General features: G+C 37.9%; 25 protein-coding genes. 22 read left to right on the forward strand and 3 right to left on the reverse strand.

Going from position 1 to position 24,102, the window contains the following annotated elements; genetic code table 11:
* The first annotated feature begins 504 nt into the window (after positions 1-504).
* Positions 505-1,440, forward strand: coding sequence for a RepB family plasmid replication initiator protein (locus Q0791_RS12795; protein WP_299006872.1), 936 nt, complete (start codon positions 505-507; stop codon positions 1,438-1,440).
* 471 nt (positions 1,441-1,911) lie between these two features.
* On the opposite strand, the gene Q0791_RS12800 is transcribed toward Q0791_RS12795, so the two are convergent.
* Together Q0791_RS12800 and Q0791_RS12805 are read right to left on the reverse strand one after the other, a co-directional pair.
* A complete protein-coding gene (locus Q0791_RS12800) occupies positions 1,912-2,901 on the reverse strand; it encodes a ParB family protein (RefSeq protein WP_299006874.1) in 990 nt (329 codons plus the stop codon).
* A 2-nt stretch (positions 2,902-2,903) separates the two neighbouring features.
* On the reverse strand, positions 2,904-4,133 hold the full coding sequence (locus Q0791_RS12805) for an AAA family ATPase (protein WP_299006877.1): 1,230 nt from the start codon (positions 4,131-4,133) through the stop codon (positions 2,904-2,906).
* A 228-nt stretch (positions 4,134-4,361) separates the two neighbouring features.
* On the opposite strand from Q0791_RS12805, the gene Q0791_RS12810 reads away from it, so the two are divergent.
* Positions 4,362-4,556, forward strand: a complete 195-nt coding sequence (locus tag Q0791_RS12810) for a hypothetical protein (protein WP_299006880.1) — start codon at positions 4,362-4,364, stop codon at positions 4,554-4,556.
* Between the two features lie 568 nt (positions 4,557-5,124).
* Entirely contained in the window at positions 5,125-5,373 is a 249-nt protein-coding gene (locus tag Q0791_RS12815) for a hypothetical protein (protein ID WP_299006883.1), read from the forward strand.
* A 2-nt stretch (positions 5,374-5,375) separates the two neighbouring features.
* Here the strand turns inward: Q0791_RS12815 and Q0791_RS12820 are convergent, their stop codons facing one another.
* The gene (locus Q0791_RS12820) at positions 5,376-5,858 is read right to left on the reverse strand and encodes a helix-turn-helix domain-containing protein (protein WP_299006886.1); all 483 of its coding nucleotides are present in this window, start codon (positions 5,856-5,858) and stop codon (positions 5,376-5,378) included.
* Positions 5,859-6,381: 523 nt separating this feature from the next.
* On the opposite strand from Q0791_RS12820, the gene Q0791_RS12825 reads away from it, so the two are divergent.
* The 19 genes from Q0791_RS12825 (at position 6,382) to Q0791_RS12915 (ending at position 24,066) form a co-directional block, all read left to right on the forward strand.
* Entirely contained in the window at positions 6,382-6,576 is a 195-nt protein-coding gene (locus Q0791_RS12825) for a TraY domain-containing protein (RefSeq protein WP_299006887.1), read from the forward strand.
* A 152-nt stretch (positions 6,577-6,728) separates the two neighbouring features.
* Positions 6,729-6,914: a TraY domain-containing protein gene (locus tag Q0791_RS12830; protein WP_299006890.1), complete on the forward strand. Its 186-nt coding sequence runs from the start codon at positions 6,729-6,731 to the stop codon at positions 6,912-6,914.
* Positions 6,915-7,065: 151 nt separating this feature from the next.
* The gene (locus Q0791_RS12835; protein WP_299006892.1) at positions 7,066-7,368 is read left to right on the forward strand and encodes a hypothetical protein; all 303 of its coding nucleotides are present in this window, start codon (positions 7,066-7,068) and stop codon (positions 7,366-7,368) included.
* Between the two features lie 15 nt (positions 7,369-7,383).
* Positions 7,384-7,686 carry a type IV conjugative transfer system protein TraL gene (gene traL, locus Q0791_RS12840; protein WP_299006894.1) on the forward strand — a complete coding sequence of 101 codons (303 nt, stop codon included), beginning with the start codon at positions 7,384-7,386 and terminating at the stop codon, positions 7,684-7,686.
* 9 nt (positions 7,687-7,695) lie between these two features.
* A complete protein-coding gene (gene traE / locus Q0791_RS12845; RefSeq protein ID WP_299006896.1) occupies positions 7,696-8,268 on the forward strand; it encodes a type IV conjugative transfer system protein TraE in 573 nt (190 codons plus the stop codon).
* Complete coding sequence (gene traK, locus Q0791_RS12850) at positions 8,269-9,033, forward strand: type-F conjugative transfer system secretin TraK (protein ID WP_299006897.1); 765 nt, start codon at positions 8,269-8,271, stop codon at positions 9,031-9,033.
* Positions 9,030-10,487 carry a TrbI/VirB10 family protein gene (locus Q0791_RS12855; protein ID WP_299006899.1) on the forward strand — a complete coding sequence of 486 codons (1,458 nt, stop codon included), beginning with the start codon at positions 9,030-9,032 and terminating at the stop codon, positions 10,485-10,487. The genes traK and Q0791_RS12855 overlap by 4 nt, the downstream gene beginning before the upstream one ends.
* 14 nt (positions 10,488-10,501) lie before the next feature.
* Positions 10,502-10,903 carry a type IV conjugative transfer system lipoprotein TraV gene (gene traV / locus Q0791_RS12860; protein WP_299006902.1) on the forward strand — a complete coding sequence of 134 codons (402 nt, stop codon included), beginning with the start codon at positions 10,502-10,504 and terminating at the stop codon, positions 10,901-10,903.
* 6 nt (positions 10,904-10,909) lie between these two features.
* Positions 10,910-13,519: a type IV secretion system protein TraC gene (gene traC / locus Q0791_RS12865; protein WP_299006904.1), complete on the forward strand. Its 2,610-nt coding sequence runs from the start codon at positions 10,910-10,912 to the stop codon at positions 13,517-13,519.
* 2 nt (positions 13,520-13,521) lie between these two features.
* Positions 13,522-13,878 carry a TrbI F-type domain-containing protein gene (locus Q0791_RS12870; RefSeq protein WP_299006906.1) on the forward strand — a complete coding sequence of 119 codons (357 nt, stop codon included), beginning with the start codon at positions 13,522-13,524 and terminating at the stop codon, positions 13,876-13,878.
* A 2-nt stretch (positions 13,879-13,880) separates the two neighbouring features.
* Positions 13,881-14,603, forward strand: a complete 723-nt coding sequence (gene traW, locus Q0791_RS12875; RefSeq protein ID WP_299006909.1) for a type-F conjugative transfer system protein TraW — start codon at positions 13,881-13,883, stop codon at positions 14,601-14,603.
* Positions 14,600-15,610, forward strand: a complete 1,011-nt coding sequence (gene traU / locus Q0791_RS12880; protein ID WP_299006911.1) for a conjugal transfer pilus assembly protein TraU — start codon at positions 14,600-14,602, stop codon at positions 15,608-15,610. The genes traW and traU overlap by 4 nt, the downstream gene beginning before the upstream one ends.
* 9 nt (positions 15,611-15,619) lie before the next feature.
* On the forward strand, positions 15,620-16,297 hold the full coding sequence (gene trbC / locus Q0791_RS12885; RefSeq protein WP_299006913.1) for a type-F conjugative transfer system pilin assembly protein TrbC: 678 nt from the start codon (positions 15,620-15,622) through the stop codon (positions 16,295-16,297).
* Entirely contained in the window at positions 16,297-18,090 is a 1,794-nt protein-coding gene (gene traN / locus Q0791_RS12890) for a type-F conjugative transfer system mating-pair stabilization protein TraN (RefSeq protein WP_299006916.1), read from the forward strand. Before trbC ends, traN begins: the two co-directional genes overlap by 1 nt.
* Positions 18,087-18,854: a type-F conjugative transfer system pilin assembly protein TraF gene (gene traF / locus Q0791_RS12895; RefSeq protein WP_299006917.1), complete on the forward strand. Its 768-nt coding sequence runs from the start codon at positions 18,087-18,089 to the stop codon at positions 18,852-18,854. Before traN ends, traF begins: the two co-directional genes overlap by 4 nt.
* 10 nt (positions 18,855-18,864) lie before the next feature.
* Entirely contained in the window at positions 18,865-19,305 is a 441-nt protein-coding gene (gene trbB, locus Q0791_RS12900; protein ID WP_299006920.1) for a type-F conjugative transfer system pilin assembly thiol-disulfide isomerase TrbB, read from the forward strand.
* A gap of 12 nt (positions 19,306-19,317) precedes the next feature.
* Entirely contained in the window at positions 19,318-20,691 is a 1,374-nt protein-coding gene (locus tag Q0791_RS12905) for a conjugal transfer protein TraH (RefSeq protein ID WP_299006923.1), read from the forward strand.
* The gene (gene traG, locus Q0791_RS12910; RefSeq protein ID WP_299006926.1) at positions 20,691-23,525 is read left to right on the forward strand and encodes a conjugal transfer mating-pair stabilization protein TraG; all 2,835 of its coding nucleotides are present in this window, start codon (positions 20,691-20,693) and stop codon (positions 23,523-23,525) included. The genes Q0791_RS12905 and traG overlap by 1 nt, the downstream gene beginning before the upstream one ends.
* 19 nt (positions 23,526-23,544) lie before the next feature.
* Positions 23,545-24,066 carry a hypothetical protein gene (locus Q0791_RS12915; protein ID WP_299006932.1) on the forward strand — a complete coding sequence of 174 codons (522 nt, stop codon included), beginning with the start codon at positions 23,545-23,547 and terminating at the stop codon, positions 24,064-24,066.
* Positions 24,067-24,102 lie beyond the last annotated feature (36 nt).

The raw sequence follows: 24,102 nt of genomic DNA on the forward strand, positions 1-24,102 counted from the left end.
CGTGAGGATTTGTCTAGCTTAAGGCAATAATGTCTCAATTCCATAGGTCAAAACCGAGTAAAAGGTAATACTTCTACTTCCGAAACACTCAAAGGTGAGAGAATTTGTCCCAATACCGTGAGGATTTGTCTAGCTTAAGGCAATAATGTCTCAATTCCATAGGTCAAAACCGAGTAAAAGGTAATACTTCTACTTCCGAAACACTCAAAGGTGAGAGAATTTGTCCCAATACCGTGAGGATTTGTCTAGCTTAAGGCAATAATGTCTCAATCCCATAGGTCAAAACCGAGTAAAAGGTAATACTTCTACTTCCAAAACATTCAAAGGTGAGAGAATTTGTCCCAATACCGTGAGGATTTGTCCCGATTTCGCTTTAAAGGGGGAGAAATTGCCCCAATGAAAAGGAATAAAATCAGATATAATTTTTTGATAAATTGTTGATTTGACAAACTCGTGAAACGAATTATAATTTTTTCACGAGTTTTTATAGGATAAGGGAAATTTATGGATAGTACTAATAGTCAGCCTATGATTAAGCAATCAAATATATTAACCTCGGCGGCATATAACTTATCACGGAATGCTAAACGTATAATTTATTTAGCTTTACATAATATTTCTGAAAATGGATCTCTGCCTTTTGATAGTGATGAAGGAGGGTATAAATTTGTATTAAAACATGCAGACTTTAAAAAATATTTTACCTCTTCTTCAAAAAAAGCCAGTCGTGATATTCATCAAGCTGCTAGAGAATTGACGAAAAAAGATATTATTTTTTATCAACCAGATGAAGACGGCGAAGATGGTGAAAAAGCGACAAAAGAAAGAAACTGGGCTGTAGGCTTAGATCATTATCCTAAAAGTAGTTATACAGTGATTTATTTTAGTAAAAGTATCATCAATACAATTCCGTATAAAAAAGGTGATCCATTTACCCAATATTTATTGTTGAATACTAAAAAATTATCCAATCCTTATGCAATGCGTTTGTACGAAAGTTTGTGTCAGTGGCGTAATACTCGAACTAGTTGTAAACATTCTGTTGAGTGGATGATTACTCGTTTTGGGATGCCAAAATCCTATACCAGAATGTCAGATTTTAGAAGTAAGTTTTTAAAAGTAGCATTACAAGAAATTAATAATAATACAGATATTTTTATAGAAGAAGTTGAAGAGATATGTGAAGGTAATCGTAAAAACAGGATCACCCATTTGAATTTTAAATGGAGAAAGAAAAGTGCTAAACAAAAAATAGTTAGTGAAAGTGCCTTTACTTTAGAAGATGCTGTTAAAACTTATTGTGAAATAGATAATAAAGCCTGTTTACCGACTAAAAGCGAGATTGAGAATTTAGAGAAGTTTATGTCCGAGTTAGCTATTGAAGGTTTTGATTTTAGTAGCGAGTTTATCATGAAGCTAAAAGAAGCTAAAAGAAGCTAAAAAAGCAGTAAATGAGTAATATTTTCATTTTTTTGTGAAGTACAAAGGGACTATATTAGCCTAGTAAGCCCTTTGTTCCCCATGACTTAACTTTTATTAGACTCTTTTATTATGCCAATTAAATCAGATTGTTAGGTTCACTTGTTTGTACTGGTAAGTTTAAAACAACCCCCGTTGTTCTCCATTGAATTAAAGTGGCTACGGTTAATTTTCTTCTAGTATTATTTTGTGTTTTGGAACAATAAAGTTTGTACACTGTTGAAAAAGTTTGTACATAAAGGGGATTTTGGAATAATAAAGTTTGTACATTGAGTGGAAGATTAATAACAGCAGGCACATACAAACCTTACTAACTCACAGAATTGTATGCCATTTAGCTTCTACACGCGACACTAAGCCAAATTAGTGTACAAATTACATTGTACCTGCTGCTTTAAGCCATTGATTTCCCGTGGTCGTAATGTAAGAATTTTATTGTGCCGTCACAAGTATTCTTTGAATTTCGTTTTCTATTTGATCGATAACATCAACACTTAATCTTGAAAACTCCATTTTTACAAGGCGTCCGTCTTTATTCTTGCTCACCCTGGCATATTTATTTTTATCCTCAAAGGTAGTAAAGTTTTTCGTGTTCCACTGAGGCTCTTTTTTACTATTTGTTTCTTTTTCTAATGTTAATTTTATAACTTTCATTACATTTTGTTGCTTGTTACTTATAGTATCAGATGAATTAAGTTCTATTAACTGGGTAACTAAATGGCAAAAGGCATGAACGTCGGTGTTTGATTTAATCAGTGTTTTTTCAATTTTGGCTAGTTTTGTGTAAAAAGTATTGGGTATTCCTTCATAATCAGGAAATAATTCAAGAATAGCTTTATTGATTTTTGCTGCTTGAATGCGTTTTCTAATTGTTTCTACGCTTGTTTTTAATTTCTTAGCTAATTCTTCATTTGTTGTAAAACCATTATCTTCCATTTGTCTTAAATAATCTAATCCTACTTCTCTATAAGAAAAACGTTTAGATGTTTGAGATGCTTGGATTAACTCTTTAATATCTTCGTATGTTAATACATCAGGTAAAACCCAAGCTGGTAAATCAGTTTTCGATTTAATACAACAAAATCGCCTTCTACTGCCTTCTATTATTGATAACTTTTCATTTTTATCACGTATAGCTATTATTTCTGTCGTAACGCCATTTTTTGCAATTGACTCTAATATATCTTGTAAGGTTGTATCATTTAAAGCATCTTGATTTCGCGGATTAAGAGGGTGAATATGGGTTTTATTCGTAATTAAATTAGCGGGTACTAGTTCATATATGGCCTCTACTGTAGTGCCACTTGCTAATTTAAATTTTCTTATTAGCGGGGTATTTTTTTTATCAAGATTAACTCTTGATTCTTTTTCTAGGCGTTCTTTTTTTAGACGTTCTTTTTTTTCTAAAAGTGATTCACTCATTATTATAGCTCCTTCTGGTAATCGATAATTGAGTCAATGACTTCAGTTACCCAAGCTGTTGCATGTGTATGTGCTCTGGTAAATGCAGCTTGTGAGCCATCATAAAGGGATTTTTGAATTGTAAATATTGTTCCTCCCATTTCAGTGCACCTTTCGTAAGCCTCTTCTAATCTAAGAGTGTTGTTTAATACATTATGTCGACCAAAGACATTTTTAAGATCGTCTTTTACTGAATTAACTACCATATTGTTATGTCGTCTTTTGGAGTTAATGTGGGTAGGGTCTTTGGTGATAAATGTATTTATAAATTTTAAATTGTTAAGGTCATACCCTTGATTCAGCATTTCTTTTATTGTTTCAGGTAGTTTTTCTATAAAACGCATTGTTGAGTCATAGTTGTAATATGTGGGAGGAACGGGAATGAAAATACCATTTGCTGCTGCAATTGCATTTTTCATAACTATATCCATGTGTGGCCCAGCATCTAGTAGTATTATATCGAAGTCATATTTTAATTTGTCAGTGATTCTATTTTTTAATAAAGCGAATGGTTTTGTTTGGTTGTAAATTTCAGGAGTGTTTAGTTCTTCTGTGATAAAACCATCAAATGTTCCACAAGGAATAACAGAAAGATTAGATATAGAAGTTTTTTTTACGCAATATTTTAGTAGATCTTGACGGCTTAAATCTTCATCCGCCATCGCCTGTATACTTGTTAAGTCTCCATCATTGATCACTATATTAGGTATATTGCTTTCCGTTGTTGTTGCTTGGGGATCTAAATCTACAATTAAAACTCGTAGCTGTTTAAGTAAATAATTATTTAGCATTATTGCTGCTGTAGCAACTTTGTTGGTAGCTAAACTTTTACCAACTCCACCCTTTAGGTTTTGCATGATTGCAACAAATGCTGGTAATTTTTTATTTCTATGTTTTTTTATATCTAAATTTTCAGCAATATCGTATAGGTTTTCAAGAGTTAGATCATATGGGCTTGTTTTGCCGTTAGATCTCCTATTAAACGTATAACCCTCCGTTTCCATTGCTTTCATAATTCCATCAAGTTTTGTTTCAGACATGACTTTGTTTGCATGTCCTAAAATTTCTAAAAATGAATTTCTGGAGAATTTTTTTAACTGGTTTTCATCTCTAAACTCTTGTTGTATTTCACTTCGTAACATTCTGGTTTCATTTGCGATTTTTCCTATTTTTTCAATATCAGAAATTAACATTGTTCATAACCTTTTATGTAAAATTAAGATTAGTATAAGTAAAGAAGTTTTTTCATGCAAATTAAAAAACTTCTTTATTTCTATTTTTTTCTTTAGAGGTTTGACGTAGTGCGGAAATTTAAGATAGGTCGCGATAAGTCTAAATTCTTTTTGTTTATGCCAGTTGTTTACATTTGTGTTACATGGTGATAGAAGTATTGTTATATTTCACCTTTGGAGTAAGACTTTATGGATTATCCTTACATAATTGATTTTATCGACAATATACGAGGTTCTGTGGTTGTAGAAACAATGTACGTACAAGAAGAGGAAAATCCCTCGCTTATTGATATTCTTGGTCTTGGTATGGGAAGAGATCCTAATCCTAGTTTTAAGGAGGGTAATTATTACCAGAATACTTCAATTACATTTAGGTTGGGGTAAATGTAATGATTGCTTTCATTTCTAGCTTTCAAGGTGCCGCTTTGTACACCGTTTTATGTGGTGCTTTGTTTTTTTTTAACTATAAGAAATCTTTTCATAAACATCTATCTGGCTTGATATTTTTTGAAGCTTTTATTTCATTAATTTTATCTGAGATATTGCTTTTTTCAATAGAAAAAGGGTTGCTTCATTCTTATCTTTGGTATTTAGTAAATTCAATATATATATTTTGTTTTATATTGATTTTATCAAAATTTATAACTCTTAATTTTATAAGGTTATCAAAAAGAATAAAGTTAATTTTAATATCTAATATCCTATTGTTATCAATACAATTGTTGAAATTAGTCGATACTTCCTTAGGTGAAAAAATATTATCAGAAGTATACTTATATATATCATTGTTTAATGTTTTCTTGAATTTATGTGTTTTATCATTACCACTTTTTGGTTTCTTAATGGTAAAAGTTATAAGTAACTTTGATATAATTAGAAATAATACACTTCTTAAGAAGATGTCTATTATTGCAATGTTTGATCATTTTTCGTACAGGTGGAGGTGTGGGTTATGAATTCAATAATGACCTTTCTTCTTGCAGTTATTCTAATTGGGATCTTGATCAAGTCTATTCAAATAGTGATAGTGTTGTTTATTAACTATAAGAAGAATAAGGATATGATACTTAAAAGTTCTGAACTACTAGATAAGTATATTGCTATCATTTCTAATGAATCAGAACCTAAAAGGAGGACTAAAAAAATAAAGAGTTGGCAGAAAGAAGTAAATGAATGGAAAGATAAAAATATTCCAACCTAATGCTAGTCTCCGCGAGCTTTGTTAAAATAACCAAGCAATCTCGATGTTAAGGTTTTCTTTATAGGTTGTTTGGTTTCTTGTTCACTTTCTATATTAACTTTTATGGCGTTTGGTAAATTTTCCGCAATCAGGAAAGCCATATTTATTTCGTGTTCCTTTATTACGTCAGCTTCACAGAGTAGTTCTATCGCATTGGTTATATGTTTATTTAAAGTCTCATTCGTCATTTTCGACAAGTCATATCTTCCTAGATTAGGATCAAGTAATTCACTTGGACTGAGATCAAAACAAGAAGCTAGAACATCGATTTTTGTTAATTTAGGGTCAGTGAGATTCCCCTTTGTTTTTAAGTAGGTACTTATAGTACTTCGGTTTATACGACCATATGGTAATGATAGATTTTCTACATCTATTTGATTTAAGCGCTTTTCCTTCATCAGGGAATCTAAATTCTTAGCCAAAATCAATCGAATATCTAATCTCATTTATAAAATCCAATAAATATGTTTCAAAAAAGTTGACACGTTAACATTTGTTGCTACACTAACAAATGTTAACGTTTTGTGCTTTAGATAGTTTAGCAAATTTAACAAATTATTTTTAGGTTTACTTTTAACATTCGTAACAAAGGAGGTGGTGGTTTAACAAAATTTAACCGTTTTGCGCTTGATTTATAAGCATGACACGAATGAAACCAGTACATCATTAGGGAGAATGTTTTTGAATAAGGTTAACCGTTCTACTCATGTGAATACCGTTGGCAAATCAGAGGATTCTGGACTTGTTTTAAATAAATCGTTACAGAGTCATTACCGTGGAAGATACTCCTAGAATATTGATAAAACCATATCACTTAGTTATACCTGAATTATAGATATATCAATTAGATATGGAACTAGGTTTATTTTATGAAAAGATTATGACTTTAAAGTATATAAAGGAGTTTGTAAAAGTGTCAGTTCTTTATATCGTTGTCATATCACAATATCTGGTTTAGAAGGATTTTTTATGAGTGTTGTTTATGGAGTACATTGTACAATCTTTATATCTAGAGAGTTGAATGACTTACTCGAAGAATCGATGAAATATTCAAATAGAAGTAAAATCGATGAACTTGAATTAAGGGTTAGTGATCATATTCGAAAATACTCATCAATTTCTGCATCGGGTGAAACAAAGGAAAGGGGGGGGGATGGGGGCTAGTGACAAAGGATACCAGTTTAATTTTTCGATAGAAGCTCCAACTAAAGGTGAATAAACCGGTTTTCGTATATACCTATATTCATTTCACCTTAATTTAGTGCATATATTAAATCTTGATTAGATTTAGATTTATAAATTAAACGAGGACTGATATGAGTGAAGACAAAGATGTTCATTGTACTGTGATTATATCGAATAGTGATAATGAGCTGATTAAGCGTTCAATGAAAGAGTCAAAAAGATCTAAAACGGCAGAAGCTGAGTTAAGGCTGGCTGATCACATTAATCGGTATTCAAGCATAGAGAAGGTGGGGAAAGCGACGAAAAGAAACGAATAGGGTTATCCAAGGAGTAACTTAATTGAAAAGCAGTTAATTTAAATATCAATTAATTATGTTGGAAATAATTATTGATAAGGAGGTGTTCAAATTAAAGATAAAAATAACGTTTAAATATTAAATATCAAATCTAACTTTATAGGGAATTAAAATGATTAATATCAGTAAATACAAAAGACCCGTTTCGGTCATATTTTCTTGTGTCGCAATCGTATTAGTTTCAATGTTTATCATGGGGCCTGGTTACGCTGAGGATATTTTTTTAAATCAAAAAGATGAAATAAAGGATACAGTGGGAGCGGAGTCAACGGTTCAATTTGCACTATTGGGCGCAAGTATTTTTATAGCGGCATTAATGGGGTACAGGACTAAAGATTGGGGGACAGCAATAGGAACGTTCGTTGTCGGTATGTTGTTCTTGAATATTACAATGAAAGTCGTTGGGCTGGCATAACTAGGACTATAACTCATGGATAACCCAACACTATTTTTCAGTATTCCAAAGCATCTAAATAATCAAAAAACATTGTTAGGCTTTCCTATTGATGAGCTTGCACCCGCATTATGTATTTTTTTTATTTTGTTTAGTGCGCAGTATGCGGCGACTGGTTTTTTTTTAGCGGCAGCATGGTTCTTATCTATGAGAAAACTAAAAAGCCAGTACGGACACAATGCATTACGTCTGGCTTTATTTTGGTATGCACCTAACGAGTTTAGTAAGAGTTTTTTTAAAGTGACGCCATCAGCATCTAAACGATACTGGTTAAATTAGGGACTTTATATGCTCAATGAAAATAAATATAACCAGCTAACATTATCTCGATCTCTTAATACATTATTGATTTTAGGTTTTCTTATTTCAATGCTGCTTAATGTTATTCAAGGGGTCGGCATTTATACGAGTATTCAATATATAAAAAAGAAGCAACGAATTTTTACTCCGCCTCAAATAAGTCGTGAGTTTTCTCTCTCTGACACTACTGTTGATGCGAGTTATTTGCAAATGATGGCCGAGTATTTTACAGATTTAAAATTAAATGTGACACCTGCTTCAGTAGACAGAAAATATAAATTATTAGCTGGATACATTAAACCTTCTAATTGGGGAGCGTTACAACCCTTGCTGTCTAAAGACGCTGACATGGTGAAAAAGAAAAACATTAGCAGTCATTGGACTGCAAATGAAGTACTGGTTTCACTGGATGAGAACAAAGTAAAGCTGTCTGGAGTCATTGAGAAATCTGTTGGAGACAGAAAGCTCGCTCCAGAAGCAGTGACATACATCATAGATATGGATTTTTTAGATGGGGAAATATCCCTGGCATCAATCAAAAAATTAAAAAGGGAGGGTTAAATGATTTTTCGATTAAAAAAAGTGTGTTGGAACTCATTGATATCAGTCTTTTGTTTGTTGCTGTTCTCTCATGGGACTCAGGCTAAAAACAAGCCTTCTCTGACTTATACCTTTAACGATAATGATACTGTCCCCGTGGTGTTATCCAGTGTCGATATCAATCGTTTAATTGTAAGAGGGGATAAAATTACCTCAATTGATTGTCCTGCGGGGTTCTGTGTTGTCACAGGAACAACGTCAGACTTATCGGGTGCAGCAAGATTAAGTTTAAATCTCAGTATGCCCTTTACTGCCTACGTTACTACCGCACATGGTCGAAATTTTGGTTTATTCATCACCCCCAAAGCGAGACCTGCGGTGACGAGTGAGTTCATTGGCATTAATAGTCTTAAAGAAAAACCTTCTGTGTTTGATAAAGACACGCCTTATGCTTCCATGCTAACTCAATTCACAGAGCAGATGATAACCTGGCTGCATACAGGAAAAATGATGGATGGTTTTTCCTTGCATCCAGTAGACCCCCTTTCAACACTGAAACTTAAAAACGATAAACCTTTATCCATTGTGCCAGCTACGGTATTTGTCGGAAAACATTTCAACGGAATTATCTACCGAGTGACCAATAATTCGGCTAACGATATTTCATTAACCAATGCCCAGTTTTATTCTCGAACAACGCGTTCGGCTTCTGTTTCCACAACGCACCTTTCTCCTAACTCAGTCGCACATGTTTTTGTTGTGTCGGGTGGGGAGTCTACTCTATGAAAAATATCCTTAATTACTTCAAAAAAGACCCAGAAGGCCACTTTGAACAGGGCGCATCACTAAACGATGAAACAAAGAAACGCAATTGGTTGTTTGTGGGTGTCATTGCGGTGTTATTAATGGTGTTGGGCTTGGGGTATGAGTTTTTTACAAAGAAAAGTAAAAAGCCGACTGCGGTCACTCAACCCATCGATTTTGGCGCAGTGATTGATAGTGATTTTACTGAAAAGGACAACCAGTCCGCATTATCAGCACAGCAAGCGATCTTAAATGAACAGCAAAAAAAAATCGATAGCTTAACGAAAACAATAGAAAGTTTGAGGTTAAATAACACTTCAATTAAACAGGATTTAAAGCGTGATAGCGATAAAATGTTGGCTAAGATGAATGCGCTTATTGCTACCTTTCAGCAAACCTCTATCGCTACCATTGATAACACGACAACGTCAGCTCAAGCTGATAATAGTACGTCCTCTGAAGAGTTTGGTGCACCTAAACTTCCTCCGAGAGCCAGTGTCAGTACCCGCTATCAGAGTGATGGTTATTCAAATGATGAGTTGAATGTATCAATACCGGCGAGCAATGCTGGGATTGATACATTTGAACTCACTTGGACATCGACACAAGACAGCGAACCTTATAAGCGTACCGTTGATAATTATGTACCGGCGGGGTCTTTCGTGACAGCAGTCGTCACAGGGGGCGCGGATGCGAATGCGGGAGTGAATGGTCAAAGTGATACCGCTCCTATTGTTTTTCAAACCCTTAACGATGGAACCTTACCTAATGGTGCCGCTTCCCGTCTTAAAAACTGTACGATTATCGGCGCTGTATACGGTGAGATATCCTCTAGTCGAGGCATAGTGAGAACACAAAGGCTCAGTTGTATTTTTGATGATGAAATTATTGATCTTTCAGTGGAAGGGACAGTGTTTAATTATGGCCGTAATGGTATTCGTGGTACGACGATTTTAAAAAATGGCAAAATTGTTCAAATGGCTGGCGTCGCCGGTATTTTGACGGGGCTGGGTGAAACAGGGAAAGCGTTATCACAAACCACTTCAACTTCGGCATTGGGTACTACTTCAACGATTAATAGTTCCGATGCGTTGATGAACTTAGCGGGTTCGGCAACAGCCAGTGTAGGCAGTAAATTAGCCGATTATTACATTAATCTTGCTGAGCAATATCACCCTATCATCGAATTAAACCCTGGTAATGTCGTAAACATTGTTTTCTTAAAGGGATTCCCACTTGATGCCGTGGGCATTGAAGAATATGAAACCTCACAGTCTCAAGTGGCACCGGATAATGCGGGTGTGGCTCAAATACTGAATACCGTCACTAATCCACTGCTTAATCAATTACCCAGCAATATTAAACCCACCCAAGAAGACTTTAACAATACCTCTCAATCAGCGCCCCAATTATCTGCTTTTGGTGTGGCTCACTAACAAGGACAGTACTCATGTTTACAGCATATTCAAGATTATCGTTTATCACGCTTTGTATACTGCTCCAAGGCTGCGCTGCCGGACTTGGTGGCGACTTTGCTTGCAATAAAGTCGGTGGGATATCGGGTTGTACCGATATGAATGACATTAGAACACTGGCTGATAGAGGGGCGTTTTCAAATCCAACGTCAGTGAATACGCTACTTAGTGACTCGATCCCCAAGACAGATTTTATGCCTATACCTCGTAGAGACAGGGAGGGGTTCCCGTTACGCACATCTGAAACGGTCAAAAAAATTACTATTTTTCCTTACATCAATACTGAAGGACATTACGTAGATACTTCAGATATTTATATGGTCATTAATGAGAGTCAATGGACTGGTCGCGCCATTAAATCTATTCAAAAAGATTAAGGAATCATGATGAAAAGCAAAGAGATAAAGCAAGACCTATCAGCATTATTTGAGTTCACTAAAAAGCCAAATAATCATTTACATCATGAATTACCGTACCGTTATTATGATGAGGAACATCAATATTTTGAAAACGTAAAAAGTAGAGGTTTTGGGTTAAATCTAACTGTGATAGGCGGGGCGAATGATGAGTTAATTAAATCTTTAAATGCCATTGTGTGTAGCTTGCCTGAAGGGAAAAAGTGGCATTATCAGTTTGTCATGGTGGGGAACAATCAAGTCGGTCACTTAATTGAGCAAAATAAAAACTTGTTAACGGGTCGGGGCGGAGTATGCGATCAATTTGCTAAGAATGAGGCGATTTATGCCAATTACAGTGCAACTAATGGATTTGATACTTCATTGAGTGAAGCATATCACTATGATTTAAAAAATTATAATGCTTATTTATTTGTCTCAACATTTGAAAATAAAGACAGACTATTTGATATTCGATTGACGCTAGAATCTGAGTTGTCTCAATGTAATATCATGCACTCGCCGATGAACGCATCAGCGTTAATTGAGCATGTTAGAGAGCATCTTAATTTCAATCCTGAACAAACCAAACCCATTAAAGCGGAATATAACGAGTTCGAAACCCTGAATGTGCAAATGCTGTCACCAGATAGCGAGTTCATTATTAATCGGGACAGATTAGAGACTCAGCATACTCCCGTTGGGTGCCAGAAAAAAATCCAAATGACTCAAGTTAATATGGGGTTGCAGCGTTTAGCGTTTGATTGGCGGTTATATTGTATGCCGGATTGTTTAGCCTCTTTACGCCGAACCTCTAACAGCCTTCAATGTCCTCATCGTATCACCCTTTGTTTTCAAATTAATAAGACTGGCGAACAGGTTGCCATTAATGATGGCAAGATACGATCGTTAACTAAAACAGTGAACAGTCCTATGCGGCTGCTTATTCCTACTGCAAAGGATGAATTGGAAGAAAGAGAGCAAATTCAAAAAGGGTTGTTGAGTAGTGAATTTAAAATAGCCACCATGTCATTTAATTTAACGCTCTATACCTCTGAAGATATGCTAAAAAATCATACTACGGTTGCAGCATCAACATTCAGAGAAGCAGGGTTAGATGTCATCAATAATACTATGCTGCAAGGTCAAAGCACTCTGTCCTCCCTTCCTTTTATGATGTCTGAAGGCTTTTTTGAAGACAGCATAAAAGCAGGGCGGACGCACATGTTAAAAACGTCAAATTTAGTCAACTTTTTCCCCATCGTCGCCGATGTTAAAAATTTCTCAGGCGGCTTAATGCTACCCACAATGCGTAATCAAATCAGCTATTTCGATATTTTTGATTGTGGTAGTGATAATTACAATATTGCGTGTACTGGGGGGTCGGGTGCTGGTAAGTCTTTCTTTATTCAAAAACTTGTTACTTCTGTCTATGGTCGAGGCGGAAAGGTGTGGATTTTAGACAAGGGGCAAAGTTATAAAAAACTCACTCAAACTCTGGGCGGAGTGTACTTAACTCATGAAAGTATCTTTCTCAATCCTTTTACCCATTTAGGTAAAGTGAAGGACTTACGTAATACCAAGACTTTTGGCGATATGATCGATAGTGAGGGCAATAAAGTCGATCCTATCGCGGAAGTATTGGGCAATATTACAGGGTTGATTGCAACGATGGCATCACCAGAAGAGCCGCTTCAGGGATTTCAACGCGCGATGGTGGGTGATGCTATTCTCATTGCTTGGAACAAAAATGGTAATGACACCCTCATTGATCACATTCAGCAAGCCCTGATTGAACTGTCAAAAAGTAAGGACAATGACAGACGAATTAGTGATATTGCTGCACAACTGAATAAATATTGCAGTAATGGTATTTATGGTGATGTATTTAACAAACCTTCTCAATTAGATCCCACAATTGAAATTACCACACTAGAGCTTGATGGTTTTAAAGATGAGTTAAAAAGGCCTGTTATTTTTGCGCTCATGGTGGCGATTAATCAGCAAATGTATTTAGCCGGGCAACGCTCTATTCCAAAACTTTGTGTGATTGAAGAAGCTTGGTCACTCATGGGAGGGGAAAATGCACATGGTCGTGAATTTATTAACGAGGGGTACCGTACTGTACGGAAGTTCGGTGGCAGTTTTTGTACCGTCACTCAAGGCGTAGGCGATTTCTTTGCCAATGCTGAAGCTAAAGCCGCCTTTAACTCTAGCGATATCCACATCACATTACGTCAAGGGGACGGTTTTAATAACTTTATCAAAGAGAATCCTAATCAGTTTACGCCTTTTGAGCAAAAAATGATTAAGTCATTTCCTAGGGCTTCGGATGCGGGGCATTCATGCCTCATGTTAAAAGCAGGGTCTACAACGACTTTTCATCGTATTTTTGCCGACCCTTGGTCGCGTTCGATGCTCTCAACAGAGCCTAAAGAATACGAGTATTGTGAAACCCTAATGAGACAAGGCATTCCCTTAATGGAAGCGATAGAGCAGACCGCGCAACACTTCTACCCGAAAGAAATGCTGAAGTTTTCTCAGTTAATAAAGAATGAAAAAAGTGAACAGTATCCCTCCTATATTAAGGTGGCCTAAAAATGAAAAAGCAGATCCAATTAATCCATCAACAAAAGGTATTGTGGGGTTGCCTTTTTTTACTGAGTATACTCTCTCTTTATTTGCTGCTTAATCAACCTAAGACCTTGGTACAGTTTGATTTAAAGGGGACGATTTCAACCTTTGAAAGTGACATTGCCAAGCGTCAATTAACGATTGAGCAGCAAAATGTCATTATTAAACGTTTTACACAGCAGTTAGATATTACGCTGGATAGTTATAGTGATGAACATAATCTCGTTATTTTGGTGAGTCCTGCGGTTATCACTGGATTGGATGATGTTACCGCGTCTATTCAAGAGGCGCTATTCATTGCCTTATCCAATAAGGATGCCTAGCAATGAAATTAATCATCATCAGCCAAATCGCGTTACTTGCTACTTTTTCATCCTTTGTGAATGCCAAAAACATTGGTGTGGTTGGGCATGTTTTCCCTATTGCTGAAATTGACATGTTGCAATGGATTGATAAACGTTTAGCCACTTATCAGGCCACAGGTAAATTGGATGAGCTAAAAGAAAATTTTCAAAATCAGGTTAAGGAAACCGTTAAAAGACCCGCGCCGTTAGGTCTTGAGACGACCGTCACCCCTAGAACCTTTACCGTTGACCCGACATTAATCCTGGCTAAAGATATCATTGACCATAAAGGCACCGTTATTTACCCCAAAGGGACTCGTATTAACCCTTTTGATTTAGCAACTTGGCCTAAACTGCAACAATCATCGATTTCTCATTTTTCATTCAGCAAAACCCTGATTTTCTTCAATGGTGATGATAAACAGCAAGTAGAGTGGGCTAAGCGTTACCAAGAACAATACCCAAATAAATCAATTAAATGGATTTTAACAGAAGGTGAGCCGGCTAATACACAAAAGCAATTGCAAGCCCGTATTTATTTTGATCAGCAAGGCAATATCACCCGCAAGCTAGCCATTCAATATGTGCCCAGTGTCGTTGAGCAAAAAGACACACTATGGCAAGTGCAAGAAATTGATGTATCAGATATTGAGATTCAGGAACAAACATCACTCGCACTGGCTTTAGAGGGGGATGCCCAATGAAAATCCACCTCCTTATTGTCTTTTTTGTTGTGGCTATCCCTTCATTAACCGCTAAAGCCGATGTCACGGGAGCGGCATGTACGGGTCATTTTGTTAATCCGATGACGGATATTTGTTGGAGCTGTATTTTTCCTATGACCATTGGCAGTGTGCCGATTATCTCAAGTTATTTACCCGATACGCCTAATCCTATTTCGCCTATTTCCTTTTGCCCTAAACCGCCACCCATTTTTATGCAAATAGGACTTAATATTGGTTATTGGGAACCCGATACACTCGTTGATGTGACTAGAGCGCCATATTGTATGGTCAACATGGGTATGAATTTGGATGATGGGCTTTCACCAAATATTGGCGGTCGAGTATCAAGTCGGGAAGGGGATGCGTCTGATGCGGCTTTTTATCATGCACATTGGTATAAATATCCTGTTATTTATTGGCTTCAAATTATGGAAAGCGCCGCTTGTATGGCAACTGATAATTTTGATGTCGCTTATATCACAGAAATTGACCCGCTTTGGGATGATGATGAATTAGCGTTTGTACTTAACCCTGAAGCGATCTTGTTTGGTAATCCCATCGCGCAAATGGCGTGTATATTGGAAGCCATGACCACGTCAGCGAACACAGCGCTTGCTTTTGACCCGCTTTTTTGGTGTTTAGGCTCACAAGGCTCTGCATATCCACTCACAGGTACCACCAATTATCGTCACACCCCTATTCAAGCCGGCACTTTGATAATGGAAAGGCTTAATTTCAAATTACATCGACAAGGGTTGGTTTGGGAGTCTCGCGGCGCTGATTTTGCCATTTGCTATCAATGGCCGGAGCCTATTTTACCTAAGTCTCGTTATCGCTATCAAATGACCAATGTTATTCCCGATGCATTGTGGGCGCACCCGTACACCACAACAACAGTCATCTGGGAGAGTGGGCATGATAATACGGTGACTGGGGATAATTTCGGATATATCAATTTTAAGAAACGCAATTGCGTCTTTTTATAGGAGATAAACATGACGTTAACTCATCGATTGAGCACGATAATGACGCCGTGGATTTCATTGTTCTTATTATGGTCGTTGTGTTCCATTGTCAGTGCTAATGGTTACAGTAAAGCGGAATTAAAAGCCCTACAACAAAAGGAAAAAGAAACACTAAGGCCGGATTATTTGGATATGTCGGCTCTGAGAGAAAAAGCCCTTCAGTTTGAACAAATAACAAAAAGTATTAATCAAGAAAAGGTGAATACGCTGCTAAATAACAATCCTGTGGATCCTAAACGTGCAGCAAGTGGCGTGATTATCTTTGCGTCTTTATCCATGCCGACAACGTCATTGCGCCAATTATTGAGGCAAAGTGCAGCGTTTCAAGTACCGATAGTGATTAGGGGGGTATTACCGCAAGGTTTTGCGCCTACTATTAAAAAAATGCAATCGTTGATTACTCACAAAGATAAGGTGATTGAAAGTGGTTTTGCAATTAACCCTTTATGGTTTAAGCAATTTAATATCAAACAGGTTCCCTCATTCGTTGCTGTTAAGCCTGGCAAATGTTTAGATCATAAAGCTTGTAACAGCACAGATTTCGACGTTGTCGCCGGTAATATCTCACTTCAAGATGCATTACGGATTTTATCCGATAAGGGAGAGGTACCTGTTGTTGCTTCCACAACCTTAGCAAGGGGGAGCTAATGCGGTTATTCCTTATCACCATGCCTTTGTTTTTATGTATATCGGTGTGCTATGCCGTGGATACACAGGAAACAACGTATTATGACAATGTGGATTGGGCAAAATCCACTATCAATAGTACCCAGAAAAAATCAGGGTATAAGACATTTGACCAAAATACATTATGCCAGGATAGGGCTTGTCGCGATGGGGTCGCTAACCCAAGTGAAACTGCTTATTACTATGATGAGTCTAAAATTGAAACGGCGAAAGCCAGTCGCTATGCGTCAGACGAACAGGCGCAGTCGGTTAATACTTCATTCAACAATGGACGCCCAGCCATTGACCCGAACGAACAGGCATACCAAGACGCAATAGGCTATCAAATGGATGCCTACAATATTAGCCACGGCATTTCATCCAAATACCATGACTGTGAAACCGGTTCGATTTGTGAAATTAATAATGAGACACGTTATTGCACTAGGCCGACGAATAACCCCGTTCATTGTTACATCACGCCTTATATCAAGAATAGAGATGAAGTGGAATATGAAAAGAAATTTGGGCGGGGTACGATTTCTTTTCCTTTAGTTTTCTCCCCTGATGAAGCTAGTACCACCTTAAAGCGCGTGAAGTTTAACTATCAAGCTTGCCTTGGAACTATTTTCGCGGGGTTACTTTATCGCATTTATATTAATGATGCGCATATCACACCGTTGAGTGTATCGACTGCTGATACCTGTGGCGGAGGGTTAATTTTAATCACTTTTTCTGCTGATGTGGTGGTCGATCTCACCGCGTCTGTTTTTACGACCAGGATTAGTGTTGAAGCTTTTGGCATTGAGGAGAATTTCTTAGATGGTGAGTCTTTGGTTAATACGGAAGTCACTTTTTTCTTAGAAAAGGAAACCCTGGATATTGGCTATAAAAATTCTTGTACTGCCATGCTGCCAGAATGCAAGCAAGTAAGCAGTAACTGTATAGAAGGAAGGGAAACGCGAAAGCTTGAAGGAATATCGGTTACGCTAGATTGTTGGAAGCAAGATGTCGTTTATCGTTGTGATTATCCTAATACTTGCTCATCCCTTGTTGATTGCAGTTTTATATCAGAAACCTGTGACAGTACTTTTGAAGGTGTATGCGTTAGAAACAAGCAAAAAAAGCAATGTGAAACTCGCCAATGTCGTGATACGGGGTTGATTTGTGGTGAAGACTCCTTTGCCCTAGATGGTGATTTTTACGAATCTTCCCCTACAACAAGCACCGATTTTGAACAAGCGGCCTCAGGGTTAGCTGCGGCCTCCGAAGCGGGAATGGATGTTAAAAACGAAACCAGTGTTACAGAAGACTCTAAAATCATTTTCACTGGTAAGGCAATGAAGTGCACAGATAAGCCTATTGGCATAAGCAATTGCTGCCAAGACGGCGGGTGGGGGGATGATGTGGGCATTACTTCTTGCAGTCAAGAAGAGAAAGAATTAGGGGCGGCGAAAGAAGATAAGTTATCTATCTATGTGGGTCGATATTGCGCTGAAAAAATACTCGGAGTCTGTATTCGAGATAAAAAATCCTATTGTGTGTTCAACAGTAAATTAGCACGTATTATCCAAGAAGAAGGTAAGCCACAGCTCGGATTAAATTTTGGTAGTGCTGAAACCCCCGATTGTGAAGCACTCAGTCCAAATCAACTGCAACAGATAGATATGAGCGCAATGGATTTCACCGATTTTTATCCTGATTTACAGGATGACTTAGCCATACCCGATGCAGACCAAATCAAACAACGAATAGACACAACGGTGGCAAAATGATGCATAAATCAGCTTTGTTTATCATCCTGCTCTTTTCATTTATTACCTCGGCTTATGCACAAAATGCTGCTGGATGGCGTTGGTATAATGAACCCCGAGTTATTAAAAAGAGTGTTAAGAAATCCCCCCCTCCTTCGCCCACCGTCACCATTAAACGGACTCGTACACTGACGGCCACGGAACAAATGAAATGGTTTAAAAATTATTATGAAAACAGCATTAATGACGCAGTGATTAACCCGAAAGATCAAAAGAAAGTTGAAAAATCAATGCTATTAAATCAATACATTTCTGAGCAATCCAGTTTATACGGGATGACGTTTAAGAAAGTATTGCTCGATAACCCCAGTTTGTCTTATACAAAAGATCATCCTACGGAACAGGCATCAAGAAGTACGTATTTATCGTTAACACGCCAAAAGAAAGTGCGTGCGGTACGAGAGTTGGCCGAACAAGGCTGGGGCATGTTCTTTGTGTATAAAGGTGATGAACCGATTGATAAAAAACTCGCTCCCAGTATCCAGGCTTTTGCGGAGCAACATGGTATTGAAGTACTGGGCGTCTCCCTTGACGGCAAGGTATTACCGGCAATCGCCAACAACCAAGTTAACCAGGGCAATATCAATGTGCCCTTTAGTCCTGCCATTGTGTTAGTCAACCCCACTTCTGGAGAAATGAAGCCGCTTGCTTATGGCTTTATTGCTCAAGAAGATCTACTTGGCCGTTTTTTGAATGTGGCAACTGATTTTGCACCCGATTTTTAAGGAAGAAAAAATGAAAATGTCACGTCTTGTTTTAGCTATCTTACTTATATTAACCAGTTTAACCGCAAATTGTGAAACGCCTTCACAACAGTGGATGCACCCTAATGACAATTATGCCTTAGTGATCTTTTTTCGCTCAGATTGTCCGTATTGCCATCAATTCGCGCCTAAATTTAAACAGTTATCACAAGACACGGGGCTATTTACCTACGCTTTTTCACTCGATAACAAAGGCATCAAAGGTTATGAGGTGCCTATTCCTATTACCCCTGAAATAGGACAAGCCTTTTTTGCTGACCCTCATAATATCACGGTACCGGCCACCTTTTTAATTAACGTCAATACGCGAAAAACGGTACGTATTTCAGTGGGAGATATTTCAAAGCAAAGCCTTTATCAAACTTATCAATCTATTCGCAGTGATGCAGACGTTATGAATAGTATGCTTTAAGGAACAAAGCGAATGAAACAACAATCCTTACTATTGCTCATGCTTATCACGGTTCATTCCCCTGTTTATAGTGCAGGGATTGATAGCTCACTGAGCGATTTTTTTAATGGTTTGAGTTATTCAGAAAACGTGACTAATCCATCAGCCTTTAAGGGACAAAGCGCCGATTTTTATACGGGGGGCAACCTGTTTGTGCGCACCCCAATCAGAGATGTGCAATTAATGAGTATGCAAGTGCCTAGTATTTCCGCTGGTTGTGGCGGCATTGATATGTTTATGGGCGGGTTCTCTCACATCAATTCCGATGAGTTGGTTCAACAAGGCAAAGCGATTATTGCCAATGCGGTGCCTTTTGCTGTGGATTTAGCCTTGCAAACTTGGGCACCTCAAATCAAGCAAATCAAAGAAAACCTGACGGCTATTTCGGATAAGTTTTTAAATCTATCCGTTAACTCTTGTGAGACCGCGCAAGCCGGTGTGTCGGCATTAGCCGGCTTTGCCGATGTGGGCAGTCAAAAATATATCTGTAATACGATGGGAACTCAAAACAATGCATTTGCTGATTGGGTATCGGGGCAACAAGAGTGTGGTGCAGGAGGGCAAGCCGATGCGCAATTAGCCAAGGCCAAAAACGATCCTGTTTTAAAAGATATGGTTAAAAATAGCCATAACATAGTGTGGGCGGCCATTAGAAAAAACAGCTTACTCTCTAGTAACACTAAGCTGGCTGAATTTGTCATGTCGATATCAGGCACTTATATTTATGATTCAGACGGTAAACCGACTCATTACAACTCCCTGTTAACCAATAACCACAACCTCATCAACTCATTATTGTTGGGTGGAAAAGCTAAGTCTTATGAATGTGACACCACGACTGAAACAGGTTGCTTATCTCCCTCAACAACCGATATCAGTATCAGTAGTACCGCAGGATTACAGTATCGAGTAGTGAAAATATTAGAAGGGATCACCAATAAACTCTTAAATGATCTTGTACTGACGAACCAAGAGGAAGATTTTTTAGAGTATACCGACATTCCTGTGATGATCTTTATTCGTACCGCGCTGGAAGCCAAACTGTCTCCTCCTTTAGAAAGTTATGCCAAAGTGGTGAGTATTGAGTTTTTAATTATCTACCTTAACGATCTTTTGTCGTTAGTGACTGAATCATTGTCTGGTACCAATAATGACCCCGATGACTTGAACACTATTGAGGAGGATATTTTAGCCGCCAATCGTTATTTAAGGACGCTCTTACCCAGCGCCTATAACGCTGTCACCATGGAAAATGAACTCATTAGGCATAACCAAGCCATTAAAAAACAAGTGGTAGGTCAACTATCAATGAGAGCGCGAAGCAATGCCGCTTTTGGAGAGCAATAATGAGCATAACATTGGAAGTGTTTACCTACAGTAACGGTGATATGGCAGAGGAAGTCTTTAATGCGATTGCGGCGTTTTTTTCGACAGATAGCTTTGGCAGCTTGCTGCAGATCTGTTCGTTCTTTGCTGTTATTGGCACTGCATTTACGTTTTTTATCAAAAGAGATACCAATTCTATCCCCAAATGGGCGGCGGTTTATTTCTTTGTACCGGCTTTTTTATGCAGCACCACAACCAGTGTCCATATTACTGATTTATCCGATCCCATGAGTAATTATCAGGTTGATAATGTTCCTGTGGTTATTTCTTATCCAGCTTATTTATCGAGTGCTTACATGCATGGAGTGACTCAATTAGTTGAAGACACATTTCATTCGTTACCGGCTAATGGTCTTTCTTCAGATGAATTATACGCCCGTACAGGCATGATGTTCGGCTCTAAACTCTATCGCTTAAGTCGTCAAAACACCATTGAAAACACAGAGCTTAAAGGATTTTTACAGCAGTATATAAGAAGCTGTATACGAGGCGATATACTCATCAATCAAAAATATACGTGGGAGCAATTAGCCAATGCGCCGGATATTTTCGCCTTTCTGGCGAATAATAATCCGTCTCCTTTACGCCGTATTCAGATGGCGCATGACGATTATCCAACGTGTAAAGAAGCATTACCACGATTAAAAACAATGTTTACCCTTGAAAGTGCTAAGGGACTGGATTTACTTGGAAGCTGGATTTATGGCGATGAGCGCGTTGTAAATGAAGCTTTCATGAAAGCTGCATTGCAAAATAGTTATAAACGTTATGGCAATATCAGTCGAGGTGCGACTGAAATTACTACTCAAAATATGATGATTAATGCCATACGCAATGGTTTATCCAATGATGCCGCCGATGTCGATAATACTGCAGCGGCGATTAACTACGCTTATACCCAAAATAAGATGCAAACCACCTCAATGTGGGCAGGAATGGCATTGCAAGCACAAGAGTTTTTACCCATGCTGCAATCGATCCTTTTCTTATTATTTAGCTCTATCGCGTTTTTAGTGGTCTGTGTGGCAATGTTGCCTTCGATGACATTTTCGGTATTGACTAACTATGTCAAAGGCTTTGTGTACCTCGGTACTTGGCCGATTTTTTTTGCGTTGATTAATTTTATTATGACCACTCGCCTTTCGGTCAACAGTATAGCTATTCCTAATCTTTATGGGGGAATAACACTGAGTAATGTTGATGCCCTCGCAGAAATGCACTCGCGGTATGCTGCCATGACTGGATTTTTGATGATGTCTGTGCCTTTTATTGTGGTCATTGTCATTAAAGGCGGTGCATCTGCGATGAGTAGCGTTTCTCAGCAATTTGCCGGAATGATGAACAGTGTCAATGCGAGAACGTCTGCGGCGGCTGCGAGTGGTGATATTAATTTAGGCAATGGTCAGATTGATAACTATTCATTCAACAATACCTCGGGTAATAAGCTCGATACTGCCGGTCTTGATAGACGTCATGGTATGACGGTGCAAGATGGTAATGGTTTTTCGACAACCCGTTTTGACAGCGGTAAGCAAGTCGTTAGTAGCCAAGGTGCATTATCCAATTATGGTTATGATATCAATGGTAGTCAGGCACTGGCCTCTTCAATGCGAACCTCGGCTTCAAATAATATACAGAGTTCATCGGGTCATCGCGCCTCGATGGACAGCAGTATTCAAAGCGGGTATGAGCAAGCGTCAAATTGGCAAACCAACACTGGTCACAATCAATTATATGGCACTAATAGCAGTAATAGAGAAACCGCTTCAGCCTCTAAAGCATTCAATGATATGTGGTCAATTGCTGAGACTTATGCGAAAAATAATAACATTTCTCAAGATGAAGCCTGGCGTGATTTATCGGCCAACTCTGTTTCAGGAAGTGCGACGGTGGGAACACCATTTAAAGGAATGACAGGAACTGGCGTGCAAACCTCGACTGGCTTTTCAGGTTCAACGGAAGAAACCGACAGTACCAATATTAGCCAATCTGAAAGCAGTGGCACGAATAAAAGTTTACAAGACCAATTTACCCACGCTAGAAACACAGTCAAAGCCTATGATTTAGGCGACCAAACCAGTGACACTCGAACCCAAGCTGCACAAGAGTTGGATAGCATTGCGCATACCTTTAGAAACACTGATAGCTACGCTAATCAGGCGAGTGCTGACCTAAGCGAAGCAAAAGCATTGAACCGTACTGCAGACCAACTTGAAAATGGCTCAATTACCGTAAATGAGAATTTCAATCAACCGTTCTTTGAATATGTTCAGTCAAGGGAGCCGGATAGAGCGATTGGAATTGTTCAAGGTAGTAATGAAAACTTAAGACAAGAACGCGAAGATTACTATCAAGAGTTCCTTAATTCACCTGAAGTTAAAGCCATTGCAAATCAGTATATTCATGATGATTTACCCAGTACTACCGCTGATTTGCGCAATGATTTTGCTAAGAATAGCGATAACCTGTCTTATACGAATGGGCAAGAGCAACGCATCACTAGCCAATATCAACAGGGTAAAGAACACTATATTGAGGAAACCAAAGATAAGCCTAGCCATTTCAATGAAGACGAATATCAACAAACAATAAATAACACCGCGAATGAAAGTCAAATCATTGGAGATGTAGTCAGTAATAATGAAAATGAAGTTGTATCACTTGAAAAAGTGGATGTGAAAAAAGAAGCACAGCAAGCCGAGCAAGAATATAGCTTAGTAAAAAAGTTAGATACAACACCTGAAACTCTCGATGAGCACGCCGTTGATTTACATACTCCAACCAGCAAATTTTAATATGAAAAAGGACACTAATATGAAAAATTACTTAACTTATATAGCGTTATTTCTAAGCATTCTCAGTGTTAATGCCATCGCAAACCCATCTATCGCTAACTTGAAAGTGGGTGAGACTACAGAAATCGAGATGAAAAAATTATACAAAGCTAAAAGGGCAAAGCTTTCACCTTATAGCAAAGGAAATGTGTACAGTATTCCTGCACAAGAACTCGGGATTCAAAAGTTAGATAAAGTTACTGCGATTTTTGATGAGCATGAAATTCTATCGGCGGTTCACCTCCATACCCATAAAAGAAACTTTGATTACTTCAATGATATTTTAGGTCAAAAATACAGAGTTGTATCAGAAAAAATCCCCTTTGTGGGCAGTAGTCATGTACTTTATGAACAAGATGATGCGGTTATTTTCCTTAACGCCCCGCATATGAATTTTGAAATGACCATCAGCTATATGACAGTCGATTTTTTTAAAAAGCGGGGGGAAATTCGTAATGCTGAGGCCGAAAGAAAAAAAGAAGCCGATGCGAACCTGCTTTAATAAAAAGCGTAACACCATCAAAGAATAACACTCAAA

Origin of the sequence: uncultured Shewanella sp. (genome assembly GCF_947495455.1) — a bacterium.
In the GTDB taxonomy this organism is placed as follows: Bacteria; Pseudomonadota; Gammaproteobacteria; order Enterobacterales; family Shewanellaceae; genus Shewanella.